At 51.5% G+C, this 14,346-nt stretch carries 11 protein-coding genes; 6 read left to right on the top strand and 5 right to left on the bottom strand.

The window, feature by feature from the left end; all coding sequences use genetic code 11:
* Positions 1 to 15: 15 nt before the first annotated feature.
* Genes hpt through mpl form a run of 3 tightly spaced genes read right to left on the bottom strand, consistent with a single transcriptional unit; the run spans position 16 to position 2,637 of the window.
* A complete protein-coding gene (gene hpt, locus L2712_RS01130; RefSeq protein ID WP_033537836.1) occupies positions 16 to 546 on the bottom strand; it encodes a hypoxanthine phosphoribosyltransferase in 531 nt (176 codons plus the stop codon).
* Positions 547 to 564: 18 nt separating this feature from the next.
* On the bottom strand, positions 565 to 1,224 hold the full coding sequence (locus tag L2712_RS01125; RefSeq protein WP_088905438.1) for a flavin prenyltransferase UbiX: 660 nt from the start codon (positions 1,222 to 1,224) through the stop codon (positions 565 to 567).
* A gap of 27 nt (positions 1,225 to 1,251) precedes the next feature.
* Positions 1,252 to 2,637: a UDP-N-acetylmuramate:L-alanyl-gamma-D-glutamyl-meso-diaminopimelate ligase gene (mpl, locus tag L2712_RS01120; protein WP_248976630.1), complete on the bottom strand. Its 1,386-nt coding sequence runs from the start codon at positions 2,635 to 2,637 to the stop codon at positions 1,252 to 1,254.
* Positions 2,638 to 3,760: 1,123 nt separating this feature from the next.
* On the opposite strand from mpl, the gene L2712_RS01115 reads away from it, so the two are divergent.
* Together L2712_RS01115 and L2712_RS01110 are read left to right on the top strand one after the other, a co-directional pair.
* A complete protein-coding gene (locus L2712_RS01115) occupies positions 3,761 to 6,802 on the top strand; it encodes a DUF2339 domain-containing protein (protein ID WP_248976629.1) in 3,042 nt (1,013 codons plus the stop codon).
* A gap of 1,055 nt (positions 6,803 to 7,857) precedes the next feature.
* Positions 7,858 to 8,835, top strand: coding sequence for a LysR family transcriptional regulator (locus tag L2712_RS01110; protein ID WP_033537830.1), 978 nt, complete (start codon positions 7,858 to 7,860; stop codon positions 8,833 to 8,835).
* A 10-nt stretch (positions 8,836 to 8,845) separates the two neighbouring features.
* Here the strand turns inward: L2712_RS01110 and L2712_RS01105 are convergent, their stop codons facing one another.
* Entirely contained in the window at positions 8,846 to 9,820 is a 975-nt protein-coding gene (locus L2712_RS01105) for a LysR family transcriptional regulator (RefSeq protein WP_248976628.1), read from the bottom strand.
* A gap of 380 nt (positions 9,821 to 10,200) precedes the next feature.
* Between L2712_RS01105 and L2712_RS01100 the strand changes: the two genes are divergently transcribed.
* The 4 genes from L2712_RS01100 (at position 10,201) to nrfD (ending at position 12,921) form a co-directional block, all read left to right on the top strand.
* On the top strand, positions 10,201 to 10,710 hold the full coding sequence (locus L2712_RS01100) for a PDDEXK family nuclease (protein WP_033537828.1): 510 nt from the start codon (positions 10,201 to 10,203) through the stop codon (positions 10,708 to 10,710).
* Between the two features lie 102 nt (positions 10,711 to 10,812).
* Positions 10,813 to 11,280, top strand: coding sequence for a cytochrome c3 family protein (locus L2712_RS01095; protein WP_033537827.1), 468 nt, complete (start codon positions 10,813 to 10,815; stop codon positions 11,278 to 11,280).
* Between the two features lie 10 nt (positions 11,281 to 11,290).
* Entirely contained in the window at positions 11,291 to 11,983 is a 693-nt protein-coding gene (locus L2712_RS01090) for a 4Fe-4S dicluster domain-containing protein (protein WP_248976627.1), read from the top strand.
* Entirely contained in the window at positions 11,980 to 12,921 is a 942-nt protein-coding gene (gene nrfD / locus L2712_RS01085; protein ID WP_248976626.1) for a cytochrome c nitrite reductase subunit NrfD, read from the top strand. Before L2712_RS01090 ends, nrfD begins: the two co-directional genes overlap by 4 nt.
* 3 nt (positions 12,922 to 12,924) lie before the next feature.
* On the opposite strand, the gene L2712_RS01080 is transcribed toward nrfD, so the two are convergent.
* A complete protein-coding gene (locus L2712_RS01080; protein WP_248976625.1) occupies positions 12,925 to 13,941 on the bottom strand; it encodes a glucosaminidase domain-containing protein in 1,017 nt (338 codons plus the stop codon).
* Positions 13,942 to 14,346 lie beyond the last annotated feature (405 nt).

Genomic DNA, 14,346 nt, shown 5'->3' with positions numbered 1-14,346 from the left:
ATTGCTAAAATGCGATTAATCTAAGGGTACGACTTTGGCGATATAAGGCAGATTACGATACTGCTCAGCGTAGTCGATACCATAGCCCACGATAAATTCGTCGGGAATGGTGAAACCAATAAAGTCGACCGGTACATCTACCTCACGGCGCTCAGGCTTATCCAGCAGGGTGCAAAGCGCTAGGCTCTTAGGCGCGCGCAGCATCAGCATCTCACGCACCTTATTTAGAGTGTTACCCGAATCGATAAGATCTTCGACGATCAACACATCGCGCCCTTCGATGTCAGACTGCACATCTTTTAAAATCTTCACATCGCGCGAACTGGTCATGGCGTTGCCGTAGCTGGATACCGACATGAAATCGATCTCAACATGGCCCTTAATACGGCGGCAAAGGTCGGCCATAAAGACCACAGACCCTTTTAGCAGGCCCACCATCAAGAGGCGCTCGCTGTTGGCGTAATGGGCATTGATCTGCGCAGCCAGGATATCCAGTTGTTGTTCAATCTCATCAGCCGAGATCATCACTTCGGTGGTGTGTTTCATACTCTTCTCAAATTTGTGTTAATTGTCGCGATTGTCGGCACTGTGCTTATCATAGCCCCAACGCTTGGTTAACGCGTGGTCGACGCCCAGATGATCTAAAATCCGAGCGACCATGAAGTCTACCAGATCTTGCACCGATTTGGGATCATGATAAAAGCCAGGTGCCGCAGGCATTATGGTCGCCCCCAGACGAGACAAGGATAGCATATGCTCTAAGTGTATACTGCTAAAGGGAGTTTCCCGTGGCACCAGAATCAGCTGACCGCGCTCCTTTATCACCACATCGGCGGCGCGCTCTAACAGACTATTGCTCATGCCTGTGGCTACCGCCGCCAGGGTGCCTGTGCTGCAGGGGCAGATCACCATCTGCTTTGGCGCCGCCGAGCCAGAGGCCGGTGGCGAAAACCACTCCTCCTTACCCAGCACATGCAGCTCCCCTTTTGGCGTGAGTCCCTGCTCGGCAAACAATGCCAGTAGCTGTGCCTTAGCCTTGTCGCCATTGGCGCTCAGCTGCAGGCCATGTTCGGTCGCCAGCACAACCCGCGCCGCACTGGAGATCATCAAAAACACCTGGTAATCGGCCATCAACAGGCATTCCAGCAGCTTGAGTCCATAGGGGGCACCCGAGGCGCCGGTCCAGGCCAGGCTGATCGCCTTGGCCTTCTTGGGATAATTCATATTACTCTCTTCGTTTAAGACGCGAGTTTAACGCTTGAGCTTAAGTTCCAACTTGTGCAGCAACTTACCGTGCAGGCCGCCGAAGCCGCCGTTACTCATTACTATGATGGTGTCGCCAGGGCGAGCGTCGGTTGCAACCCTGCCCACCAACTCATCTATCTGGTATAGCACAGTCACGGGTAATTCGGCCTTAGCCATCGCCGCTTCCACGTCCCAGTCGATATTGTCAGCCTGATACAGATAGGCGGCATCTGCCAGCGCCATAGAGCCGGCCAGAGTATCCTTATGCACGCCGCGCTTCATGGTATTAGAACGCGGCTCAAGCACCACCAGAATGCGACCCTCTCCCACCTTGGCGCGGCAGCCCTGCAGCGTGGTGGCGATGGCCGTCGGGTGGTGGGCAAAGTCATCATACACGGCGATATCATTTACCGTGCCGATCAGCTCCATACGACGTTTTGGCGGTGCGAAACGGGTCAGCGCCTCGATAGCCGCCGCGGGCTTGACGCCCACATGACGGGCTGCGGCGATCGCCATGGTGGCATTTTCTACATTGTGCTGACCGATAAGCGACCAGTCGAGTACGCCCTGGGACTCGCCATCGAAAAACAGCTCGAATCTGTGGCCATCTTCGCTTAGCAGCTCGCTGTACCAGCCTGGGCTACCCGCCATCAGATTAAAGGTTTCCTGCTCACTCCAGCAGCCCATGTCGATCACCTCACGTACGGCGTTACTCGCCGACGGCCAGATGATTTTGCCCTGACCCGGTACTGTGCGTATAACGTGATTAAACTGACGTTGGATCGCTTTTAAATCATCGAAAATATCGGCGTGATCGAACTCCAGGTTATTGATCACCAGAGTACGTGGCTGATAGTGGACAAACTTAGAGCGTTTATCGAAGAAGGCGCTGTCATATTCATCGGCCTCTACCACGAAAAACGGCGAGTTACCCAAGCGCGCCGACACACCGAAGTTTTGCGGCACACCGCCAATCAAAAAGCCTGGCTCATAGCCGCAATCTTCCAAAATCCAGGCCAGCATGCTGGTGGTCGACGTCTTACCATGGGTGCCCGACACGGCCAGCACCCAGCGATTGGTCAGAATATGCTCCGCCAAAAACTGCGGTCCAGAGGTATATTTCAGACCACGATTGAGCACGGCTTCGACGCAGGGGTTGCCACGACTCATGGCGTTACCTATCACCACCAGATCCGGCGCGTCATCTTCATTTTGCCCCAATTGGCTTGGGTCGAAGCCCTGGATAAGCTCTATCCCCTGCTCTTCGAGCTGAGTGCTCATGGGCGGATAGACGTTGGCATCGCTGCCCGTGACCTTGTGACCGTTAGCGCGAGCAAGGAGTGCGAGACCACCCATAAAGGTGCCGCAGATGCCTAAGATATGTACATGCATGGGGTTGGCTCTGGATAGGAATAATCTGGGGGTTATTCTAACGATTCGTGTCACCATTGTCAGTTAACAATGGTTTAAATAACGTTTTGATGACTAACGTCATAAGGAGAGGTTTGTTCAAACTTCGTTTGTATGGCTGACGTCAAGAGTGCAGCCTTACGTTTTCCAAACTTCGTTTGGAGATGAAAGTCGTGGGTCTTCAACCCACACCCGACCAAAAGGGGAAAATCGCTTGCTCCCCTTTTGGAAATCCCCCAGCGCCCCAGACGAAGTTGTGATCCCTACGTGGCTTATTGAAAATGCCGTATAGCCATCATGGACGATGGCTAAGACTCGGGGGGACAGGAGTTCCATCCGAGTCGTTAGGCGATTTTCATTGAAGCATGAGGATCAACAACTTCGTCGGGGCGTCAGGGTGGATGCAAGGAGGGCGAGGACGAGCAGTCCTCCTTGCCCAGGTGTGGGATGGAATCCCACGACTCTCATTCCCAAACGGAGTTTGGAAAATAAATCAATGGCCACAAGGCCAAACAAAAACCTAAGTGCTAAACCCAAACTCAATTTAAAAACCAAATGCCGGTTGTGGCTACGAGAAATCCCCATCGAAGTTGCCGAAATGCGTAGATGAAAATGCCGTATAGCCATCATGGACGATGGCTAAGACTCGGGGGGACAGGAGTCCCATCCGAGTCGTTAGGCGATTTTCATTGAAGCATGAGGATCAACAACTTCGTCGGGGCGTCAGGGTGGATGCAAGGAGGGCGAGGACGAGCAGTCCTCCTTGCCCGGGTGTGGGATGGAATCCCACGACGTTAATCCAAACGTAGTTTGGGAAACTCAATTCAGGCCGAAAGGCCACTCCGACCCTAGTATGGAACGGAGTTCCACGACTTACTCAGCCATAAGGCTGAATTAACCCTGTGTGACACTTACCTCGACCGTCAGGTCGCACATCCCCGGGTATGGGATGGAATCCCACGACTTTCATTTCCAAATGGAGTTTGGAATACGAATGAACAGCCTCAAGGCTGCATTCTTACAAAAACCAATCATTTCCCTAACTTCCCAACTGCAAGTACAATGAAAATTCTAAGGACAAGCTGGCAAGACCAAAGGAAAGGCGATGACACTAAAGGAAGATGTCAACAAACTCAGCCAGGCGCTTGATGCGCTCAAATCACAACAAGCCGCAGATCAGGCGACGCTCAGTCGGCAACTGGCGCTATTTAGCCTGCAGTTATCGCAACTAAGTGAGCGAGTCAACGCGCAAGAATCTCACCTTCAAGAGACCCAAACTGACACCCAAACTCAAGCCTGTGCCACTCAAGAGCAACTATTGCCAGAAAAAGAGAGCCTATCTGCCTCACCCGCAAATACAGGCTACCACCATGAAATTTGGCATTCAGATAAGCAAAACCAGAAACAGGCTCCTAGTCAGAATCCCCCTCAAAAAGGTCCCCGTGCTGGTATTAATCCTCAGTTAGCCAAAGCATCAGCGCAGCTACAGGGAACTCTGGGACAGATAGTCCCCCTACTACTCGGCCCCTTTGCCGCCCTCGGCGAGCAGGCGAAGGGCTTTTATGATCACTATCGGGATAAGGGACAGAGCGCGGTATTTCTGATGACCCTAGCCGGCATCATCACACTGACGCTCGGTTTCGGCTACCTGTTACAGTACTCTATCAATCATTGGTTCTCTGAGATGGGCAAGGCAATACTGGCATTGGTAACCGCCAATACGGTGATCGCCGGCGGCCTGTTTATCCGGCGCGCCCGACCCGGCATGGAGGACTATGCCTCGGGCATCGTCGGCTTAGGCGTCATCTTAAACTACCTCGCCATCTATTTCCTCGGCCCCTATTATGAGCTGATACCTGAGAGTCTCGTCTTCTTGCTGATGCTGGCAAACACACTTTTGGGCTATGGCCTGTCGATGAAACTAGCGACCAAGGTGGTGGCCGTTATCGCCCTGTGCGGCGGCTCGCTGGCGCCACTTATGCTGCTCGATGCCAGCCAAGCACCACTGCTCTATCTCCCCTATTTGCTCATCATAGGCGCCTGCTCTCTGGCACAGAGCCACAGACTCAACTGGCCAGCGCTTATCGAGATCACGGCACTGCTACATATCGCCTGTGTGCAGTTGCTGAGTTTCTTCCTATTTCTGCCTCTCACGCCAATCGATTCCATGGCGATCATGGCGATGCTCTGCATCAACGGCCTCTTCTATCTGTATGGACTAAGCAGCCTCGCTTTACAGCGCAAGATGAAACTGAATGCCCGTTTGCTCATGGTGCCAGTCGCCATGCTTTGTTTCATTCTTTACACCTTGAGTGAGTTTACTGCCTATGCAGGAGAGATCTTTGCTATCAACGCTCTAATAAGCGTCCTAATAGTTTGGAAAGTAAGGCGTGATCCCCTGATTGCACCGCTGATGTTGGCCGCCGCGGGGGTATTTGCAGGGATAGCTGCCCTCTATCTTATCAGCACCGAACTTCTGGGGCTGGTGCTTTTAGTCGAGGCCCTGTTACTGCTCTGGCTGGGCTGCAAACATGATTTCATCTCCATTCGCACTGAGGCATATCTGCTACTCCTGGTAGGGATCGCGAGTAACCTGCTCAGCCTGTTTGATGGCCTAACAGCCACTCTGGAGAACCCAGTGCTCTTGAGTATGAGCATGGTGCTCACCACCCTCGCCTGTTGGGCGGCGACTCGACTCATCACGACACAGCTCGTCGTATTAACAATGCCGGAGCGGCTGATCCACACGCTGTTAAGAGAGGCTTTGGGGCAACTTGCCTGCATCAGTATTCTGTTTATCGCTTACCTAATCTCTGACACCTACTATTTGACCATTTTACCTCTGCTCAGCCTGCTGCTGCTTCACTACAGCGCCAGAGGCCAGCTGCGCTTTAGCGAGATCATGGCCTGGATATGGCTACTGCCACTAGTCGGTTTAATTTTCATCGGAACGGTGGAAGCCAATAGCATCACCTATGGCGATCAGCCACTTAATGCCAAGCTGGCACGCATCGAACTGTTTAGCAGCCTGCTACTGGCTTATTACTGGTACAAGCGGCACTTTAGCGACTCTCCCTTGCTGCGTCTGGCCTATTACGTCCAGCTCGGCTGTTACCTTGCCTTACCGCTATTGCTGCTCCCCAAGGTGCTGCGCAGCTATCAGGAACTGCTCCCCATCTATCTCTGGCTTGCAAGCGCCTTAAGTCTCGCTCTGGCCCGCCTGGTACGACACAGAAGCCAGGTCATTGAAACCCAGATACTAGTTTCTACAGCCATACTAACCACCGCTATCAGTTGTCTTGACAATCAATGGCAGGGGCTTATCGCCCTCGCCCTGGGTGCCCTCGCGATGGGCAGCATACTCAGGCTTTATGCCGGCTTAAATCGCCGCTGGCGCTTGCTGCTGATCTTCCCCTGGCACCTAAGCCCCTTCTATTTTGCCTTAGTTGTCGCCGTCGCCGTACAGAGCCTGTCGGGGCTTATTGCACCGGGTTGGTCCTTGGTGTTCTTGGCTTTGACCACCTACTTTGCCCTGCTGCTAGAGCGGGACAATGCTCTGGGTAAACGTTTCGCCAAGGCGCTCAAGCCCGGCTATCTCTTGGCCTACGGCTTACTTATCTTGCTATCACTAATGCCAATTATATTGCACAGCGAGCGCCCGCTGGTGCTGGATATGACTAATCTGCTGTTTAGCCTCAGCGAGCTAGGCATACTCCTGGTACTGGCCTGGTATCTAAAGGGCAATCGACTCGCCATAGCCCAGCACAAGAAGCTACTGCCGAAACCTTTGCTGCTGTGGGGTTGGCACGGCCTGTTGGCGATGAGTTACTTTATCTGGAGCTATCAGCTGGGCACCAAGATAGCCGCACCAATCAGCAGCATCTTGTTGGTCTGCCATGGCAGTACACTGATGTTTATCAGCCTGCGGCCCCGACAGGAAAGTCTAGTGCGCCTGGCTGGTATTCTCTTTGGTCTAGCCTGTATCAAGACCCTATTTGTCGATATGGCCTCCTTCGAACTGCTGCAGAAGGTCGTCGCCTTCATCATCATAGGCGCCATCTTGCTCACCGTGGCCTACTTTTATCAAAAGAGTAAGAATCGATTACAGGCAGCCAGTCAGGAGAATCTTGAGATGACCCACTCTTAGTCCACCGACGCCCCCCATCGAAGAAAAGCCGTTACATTCGCGTCTTTCTGCCGACAACCAAACAAAAAAAGAGGAGCTATTGCTCCTCTTTTTATCCATCACCTAGGGTGGCATTTTGAATTAGTAGGGGCAGAGTAAACTTTTACGTATTTGTTTAAATGAAGGTTGTGGCTACGATGAATCCCCATCGAAGTTGCCGACGACTGCATGGATGCAGGAGGTAGGGCGAAGCAGGATGCCAGAACCGAAGGGCGCAGATAAAAATGCCGTATAGCCATCATGGACGATGGCTAAGACTCGGGGGGACAGGAGTCCCATCCGAGTCGTTAGGCGATTTTCATTGAAGCATGAGGATCAACAACTTCGTCGGGGCGCCAGAGAATAGTCGGCTCAGAGTAAACTTTTACTTGTTTGCTTCAATGTAGGTTGTGGCCAACCAATTCCCCATCGAAGTTGCCGGAGTGGATAGCAGAAAATGGCGTGAGACTCACATGGATGTGAGGCTAGCTTTCGGGGGGCTTGCTCTTTTTCTTGCGTCCATGCACTTCAAGACATTCAGGCATCCTGCCTATCAGACGCCCCATCGGAAGCGTTAGTCATTTTCAAATAGCCACGCAGGAATCACAACTTCGTCTGGGGCGGCACGGGGAGATGCAAGAGGGGGATTGCTGGAGATCCCCCTCTTGCCCTGGTGTGGAACGGAGTTCCACGACTTTCTCAGCCATAAGGCTGAATTAACCCTGTGTGAAACTTACTTCGACCATGAGGTCCCCATAAACCTGCGCAGCGCTATGCCAAGAACCTGGCCAATGTTAATCACCAAAAAGATATGGGTAAGACAGTTAGATCTACCCAGGTTTTCAACACAATCGCCCACTCCATTGCTGTTAGAGGGTGAGTAACAATCCCATACAACTGTGACCCAAACCGCAGTTTTTTTAACCGTTTCCTGCTACAAGGGAAAGTTATCAACTGGTTAATATTTAATCGGAAGATCTATTATTTATGCCTCTATTACAGGCTGGCAGATAGACGTCATTGCTAAGGATATCGCTATGCTGAAAAAAGTAAGCCGACTCGATTATTTTACGCTACAAGTGTTTATCGGACTGGTTGAGCTTAAGAGCGGCAGTGCGGTGGCCGAGCGGCTGCGCACCACCCAGTCTAAGGTGAGTCGCAGTCTTACCTGTCTGCGTGAGGTGCTGGAAGATGAGCTCTTTATTCGCCAGCAGTATGGCTTCGAGCCCAACCAGGTCGCCTTAACCATCTACCCTATGGTGCAGACCATAGTGGAGCAGTTCGACAAGATAGTCGCCGCGACCATAGACAAAGGCGCAGAGCCGTATCAGTTGAGCGTCGCTACTTATGAGCAGTGGTCCCTGATGGCGATGAACTGCGTCCACAATACCTGTCACTGTATCGAGGGCGGCGTCAGCATCAATATTCAGCCTTGGACCGATAAGATCAATCAACGCCTGTGTCAGGGTAAGGTAGATTGCAGCATCTCCACCGAGCCTATCGACCACCCCATGATCAATAACTATAAACTGGGAGATATCACCCACTTCTTTATCGTGACAAGACGCGGACACCCACTGCTAAGCAGCACAGATCCCATGACAGAGCTGTTCAATTATCATATCGCTCTGGTTAACACTCACCTTCAGGAGCAAGAGCCCCATCCTATAGAGCGCTACGCAAGATCCAAGAAAATCGATATTCACGTGGCCCTCAAGAGTCCCAGTTTGCGTATGTTAGTGGATCATGTCAGTCACAGTAACGATGTCGCCCTACTCTCCTCTGCGATGTCGATGACCTATTTCGAGAATCGTGATGATGTGGACTACCTGGATGTATCTAAGATCTGGTTACAAACCAGTGGATTAGAGAAGGAAAGCTATTATCTGCACTGTCACAAAAGCATTAAACCTGAGCTGGTCAACTGTCTACGTAATCTACTTACAAAGAAACTCAATGAGATGCAAGCTCACTGCGACGAGGCAGCTCAGGAACGAATCGCAAACCCAGCGTAAAACGCCAAGACTAGTGCACGCTCTGATTGATCAACAGCCTGATCTCTTGCTTTAACCAGTCAAGGTGGGCGCAGCTATGCTGCTTGGCGCTCAGCAGATACAGCCTGGGGTAGGCTTGATCCCGATACAGGCGCTCAGTGTCATTGGCCGACAGGCAGCAAACATGCAGACCGGGAAGCAGATCGCTCTGTTCATACACCTTGTTATAGGGCAGTAGACTCACTGTTTTGTCGTCAGAGAGATAGCGAAACAGCTGATGAAACCCCAAGCCCTCCAGCCCCAAATCCGTGGGCGCCAGATGACAGGCCAGTTTATGCTGCCGACAGTAGCGCAGGAAAGGATCCGGCGACTGTTTATCTATCTGGCTAAAGGCACTCAGGTAGGGATAGGCCGCGATATTATCCAGGCTGATCTCCTGATGCAAAATAGGATGATTGAGGGAGCAAAGTAGATACAGATGGGTTAACTGCTTAAGAGGCTCAACTTCAAGGCGCGGGTCTTGTAACCCCTCGGCCGACGACTCGCTAAGGATCGCCAGATCCACCAACCCCTGAGTCAGATCTTCAATAATGTCGGATGAACCAGAACGTAACTCATAGCTGATGGGCAGCTGCGCCTCGCTGATGGCGCCACTCAAGCGCTGGGGCAGATGAGCGATCAGCAGATCGCTCACATAGATCACCATGTTGTGACTAGCAGCCATGCCATGGCACAGCTCCAATTGATGCAACTGCTCGCCACACTGCACTAGGGCTTTCACTAGGGGATAGAGTTGGCGGGTAAACTCATTGGGCTCCAGGCCATGCTTCTTCCGAATAAAGAGGGGATCGTTAAAGATCATCCTGGCATGTTGCAAGCAGCGACTCACTTTAGGCGCTGGTATATTCATCTCCATAGCAACCGAAGAGGCAGAATGCTTTTCATACAAATTAACTAATATATTAGCACTAAGCATATCTAAACTATCTAGAGTCATATTTTTCATTTCAAAATACCTCTCCCGACAATGAATATACCCATTCAGAGTATAGTAAATATAATTACCCTGACAATGAATTTATTAAAACTTAATAAAACAAATAAAATAGATCTTGATCATATTTCTAAATTTCAATCATTTACATGGCGCTCGCAAAACACTATTTTTATAAAAATTAAATCAAAACCCGCTTAGAAACACAGATATCCAATAATTAAAAAACACATATCCAAGTATTGATTATCTGTAATTTGAAATAACCAAAAACAAGTATCTGACCCAGCCCTAAATTTTAATAATCCGATTTCAATAGTTATTGTAAATATCCCGCATAACGTAATAATTAAGTGGAGAGTTAAAAATGAAAAAAACCTTGGAGGTTTATCATGAACACCACCGCTACCGTTATTTTAAGCTATGCGTTTATGTACTTTGTTTTGTTCATCATTTGTCCTCTCGTCATCGTGACCTTTGTCATGACGTGTATTAAGTTCTTTAGATCAAATGAGGCACAGTTGGTCGATGCCGCCGTGAGCATCAAGCCACATTTGCTCGACAAAGAATCTATGCAGTTTCTCAAAGGCCTGAAGGCTATCGCCGCAAATCGCTACGATATTCTATATGGGGCATCACTGGTGAATGTAGTCGACATAGATGATTCAATCAAAAATCATGATGAGGTGCAGGAATTTATGGATCACTGCCACCTTGATTATGTGGTCGTCGACAACGAATCTTCTGCAGTCAAACTCGTCGTGAGCGACCCTGCAGCCAGCTCTCCCGAGCAGATGAAGTTTGTCGAAAAATGTTTGGATTACATAGGGGTTCAGTTGATCAAGCTGGACAAAGACAAGCATTGTGACGAAGCCCTGCTGCGCACAGCACTCGCCGCATGATTGAGGTTCAGTCATACCAACCCCGCTAGATGAGCGTCAAACCGACCACTTGGCGCTCCTCATTCGCCCGAACTCATGCTCACTGAGGTGTAAGGATGCATTATGTATCGAATTACCCCTTGCACTGCCGTGCTGCTGGTCAGCGCCTTAGCACTTGGGCTTGCCGGCCTTATGTCGGCCCCCACCTTCGCCGCCGACGAGCAAGCAAGCCGCAGCTGCATCAAATGTCACAAACGTAATGGCAAACTCGAGGGCATACATGCCAGCCCAGGCCTAGCCATTCTCTGCCAAGACTGTCACGGCCCTAAGGGCACGCACCCGAAAAAAGGGTCGACACTCAACACCTTTGGCCCAGATAGTTCACTAACCGCCGAGCAACGCACAGGGATCTGCCTAAGCTGCCATGATCATCAGGCACTAGGCGAGGTCGAGTGGACGCACAATGTGCATGCTAATCGCCTGAGCTGTGATAGCTGCCATAAACTGCACCCCGAAAGCGATCCTATGTTGTCCCTAAGTAAGCAACAACATAGTCAGCTCTGCGTCAGTTGCCATAAGGTCAAACAATAGGAGGCCTGTGATGCAAGTATCTAAACGTCAATTTCTCAAGGGTGTTGGCGCCTTGCTGGCGGGAGCCTCTGTTTATGGCGTCACCCGCTCGCCCCAGGCCGACTCCACTCAGGCAACTGAGCCGACGCCTGAGATCAAATATGCCATGGTGCATGACGAAAACGCCTGCATCGGCTGCAACGCCTGCGCGGATGCCTGTCGCGAAGTCAACCATGTTCCCGAAGGCGTGACCCGGGTGAAAATAGAGCGTAGTGGTCCCTTTGGCGAATACCCAGAGCAAAGCTATCGCTTCAGCCGCGTCTCTTGCCAGCACTGCGAAGCCGCTCCGTGTGTCAGAGTATGCCCAACTGGCGCCGCCTATATCGATAAGGAGACGGGCATAGTCGCGGTCAATAGCGACCGCTGCGTCGGCTGCCAATATTGCCTTGCCGCCTGCCCCTATCAGGTCAGGTTTATCAACCCCGAGACCCGCACCGCCGACAAATGCGATTTCTGTCAGCAGAGCCGCTTGTCTCAGGGCTTGCAACCCGCCTGTGTTGAGGCCTGCCCCACCAAGGCTCTGACCTTTGGCAACCTCAAAGATCCCGACTCGGATCTGGTGAAACTGCTTAAGCGTAAACCCAGCTACCGTGCCAAGGTGGATCTGGGTACCCGACCTAAGCTGTTCCATATTCAAACCATAGATGGGGAGATAATGCTATGAGTGCTTTTCATTTCGAAGGCCTGGTATGGCATTGGCCTATCGCCATTTACCTGTTTCTGGCCGGACTCTCTGCGGGGGCGGTATTTTTCGCCATTATGCTGAAACACTTTAAGCTGGCCCATGAGGCCTGGCATTCGCCCTTTGTACAGGCAGCGGCCATCATTGCCCCGCTAGCTGTATTTGGCGGCTTGGGGATCTTAGTGTTCGATCTCACCCGCCCCTTGGACTTTTGGAAGATATTGGTGTTCTACAACACCACCTCTGTGATGTCCATGGGCGTGCTGGTGCTGATGGCTTACCAGCTGGTACTGTTTGCCTGGATCGCCTGCGTATTCCAGCGCAGGATCTCCCTGCTGCTTGGACAGAGGTTTAACCTGGCCAATAAACTCTTGACCTGGCTGGTGCGCCAAGAGGCGGCGATTACAGGTATCTTGGTGATCCTCGCCATCTCCTTGGGTGCCTACACTGGCTTTTTGCTGTCGGCGTTAATCGGCTTCCCGCTGCTGAATAACCCAGTATTGCCCTTGCTGTTTTTGGTCTCAGGTCTCTCTTCTGGTGCGGCGGCCACCCTACTGGGCGGCGTGCTACTCAGAGGCAACCCCAATGGGGTCGAGGTGCGCTTTATTCACGGCATAGAGATCCCGCTGATCTTAGTCGAGATAGGCCTGCTGTTTACCTTCTTTGCCGGCTTAATCCTCTCGGGCGGTCAGAGCCAGGTCGCGGCAATCAACGCATTAGGCTTTGGCTTCTGGGGCTGGATATTCTGGGCCGGGGTGATAGGAATCGGCCTAACCCTGCCGCTGGCCTTCAACCTGTGGATGAAGGTATCGGCGGATCGTAAATTTGCCTATGTGGCGGTAACCGCCAGCTTCAGTTTGATAGGGGTGTTCTTGCTGCGCAACTTTATCCTCTATACCGGCCAGATGACGGGAGTCTAATCCTTACTGGCCACTCACTCGAGGGGCGTCCTTGCTACTGATAAGCTGCAGCGGCGCCCCGTCACTTAAGTAAGCCTCATCCACCTGATCCAAGTTGTTATAGCGGATCATCTCGCGAATACCATCGATATAGTCCTGCCCCCGCTCTGAATACTTGTCCAGGGTTCCGGCCAGCACCAGACCAGAGATCGGCTTATTGCCAGCCCTTAGCTCCGCTCTCAATGCCCGTAACTTTTGATAAGCATCGTGAGTATTAAGGTTTAGCAGATAGCCCTCTACCGAGGCCAATGGCGTATCAAAGCGGGCCAGGCCATAGTTGCCCAGCTCCTTACGTTGTTCCTTTGGCTTCATTCCCTTACCGCTAAAATCCCACTGACCGAAGAAGGCGTTACCCTCGACGGTAAAGCGTGAAGTGGCCCAGCCACTCTCTTTTGCTGCCTGCGCAAGCACCAAGGAGGGCGGCATAATATCCACCCTAATCAGCAGTTGTTGACGCTCCTGCTCACTAAGCTGAGTAACTGTGTCATCGGCTAAGCGATATTTACGCGCCAGGGTCAGTAGCTCTGGGTCATCCAGCGCCGCCAACGCAATGGTTTGTCGTTCCAATAAGATCTGCTCATTAGCCACTAAGATCAACGGCGCCATCAGCCGGAAGAAGACTTTCTTCTTAAGCTGAACCGGGATCTGCGATGAGGTTTGCTGCCATCGCTCACTGACAGCCTTAAAGGTGAGCCTGGGCACCTCACGATTACCCGCCCGCCAGCTGGCATCGTTATAGTCCAAGCGATCAAACAGCTCCATGAGCTCATCAAGCGAGTCAATCTCCACATCCTCAGGCGTCTTGGTTGGCCGCGTCTTAGACACTGTCGTAAAGCTGGTTTGGGCCTGCTGACTATCCACTTGAGTAGCAAGCTCTCTGGCCGCAACCGGGCGATACCATAAGGCCCACACCATAATCATAGAGGTGAAGATAAATAATATAGGCTGGGTTATTTTTTGGGGGCGGCTAGCAATGGACATAGCGTCTCCTCAGGCACATAAAAGGATAGGCGACAGTCGCCTCACATCTACTCCCTACTCTAGTCTATCCTTGGGCCAAAGTCTCTAAGCCAGCATTTCGACGGTAATATTTCGCTGCAAGCCGATTATCGTAATTAGGAAAACTAAAGACCAAATGCCACAGCGCTCGACCCATACTTATGGTTAACCAAGGAAAAACCAGCCACCCAGCAGTCATTTTTTGCTTAAGAGGTAATAAGTTAAGTCAAAGCGCAATTAAAACCACTATGCCCACTGATGCCAAACCTTTGGCAAGCCAAGCCCCATCCCGCTCCCCCCTTGGCGCGCAACAAAAGTAGCAAAATGTACCATGTTGTTTAGACAGTTGTTTCAGTACCCAATAGTGGTTAACTTATGCCTGATAAA

Source organism: Shewanella marisflavi, from assembly GCF_023283925.1.
GTDB classification, from domain to species: domain Bacteria; phylum Pseudomonadota; class Gammaproteobacteria; order Enterobacterales; family Shewanellaceae; genus Shewanella; species Shewanella marisflavi.
This window is presented reverse-complemented; position numbering and strand designations above follow the sequence as displayed.

Coding starts and splice junctions, on each gene's coding strand:
- hpt (WP_033537836.1), bottom strand. CDS start 546: ATGAAACACACCACCGAAGTGATGATCTCGGCTGATGAGATTGAACAA.
- L2712_RS01125 (WP_088905438.1), bottom strand. CDS start 1,224: ATGAATTATCCCAAGAAGGCCAAGGCGATCAGCCTGGCCTGGACCGGC.
- mpl (WP_248976630.1), bottom strand. CDS start 2,637: ATGCATGTACATATCTTAGGCATCTGCGGCACCTTTATGGGTGGTCTC.
- L2712_RS01115 (WP_248976629.1), top strand. CDS start 3,761: ATGACACTAAAGGAAGATGTCAACAAACTCAGCCAGGCGCTTGATGCG.
- L2712_RS01110 (WP_033537830.1), top strand. CDS start 7,858: ATGCTGAAAAAAGTAAGCCGACTCGATTATTTTACGCTACAAGTGTTT.
- L2712_RS01105 (WP_248976628.1), bottom strand. CDS start 9,820: ATGAAAAATATGACTCTAGATAGTTTAGATATGCTTAGTGCTAATATA.
- L2712_RS01100 (WP_033537828.1), top strand. CDS start 10,201: ATGAACACCACCGCTACCGTTATTTTAAGCTATGCGTTTATGTACTTT.
- L2712_RS01095 (WP_033537827.1), top strand. CDS start 10,813: ATGTATCGAATTACCCCTTGCACTGCCGTGCTGCTGGTCAGCGCCTTA.
- L2712_RS01090 (WP_248976627.1), top strand. CDS start 11,291: ATGCAAGTATCTAAACGTCAATTTCTCAAGGGTGTTGGCGCCTTGCTG.
- nrfD (WP_248976626.1), top strand. CDS start 11,980: ATGAGTGCTTTTCATTTCGAAGGCCTGGTATGGCATTGGCCTATCGCC.
- L2712_RS01080 (WP_248976625.1), bottom strand. CDS start 13,941: ATGTCCATTGCTAGCCGCCCCCAAAAAATAACCCAGCCTATATTATTT.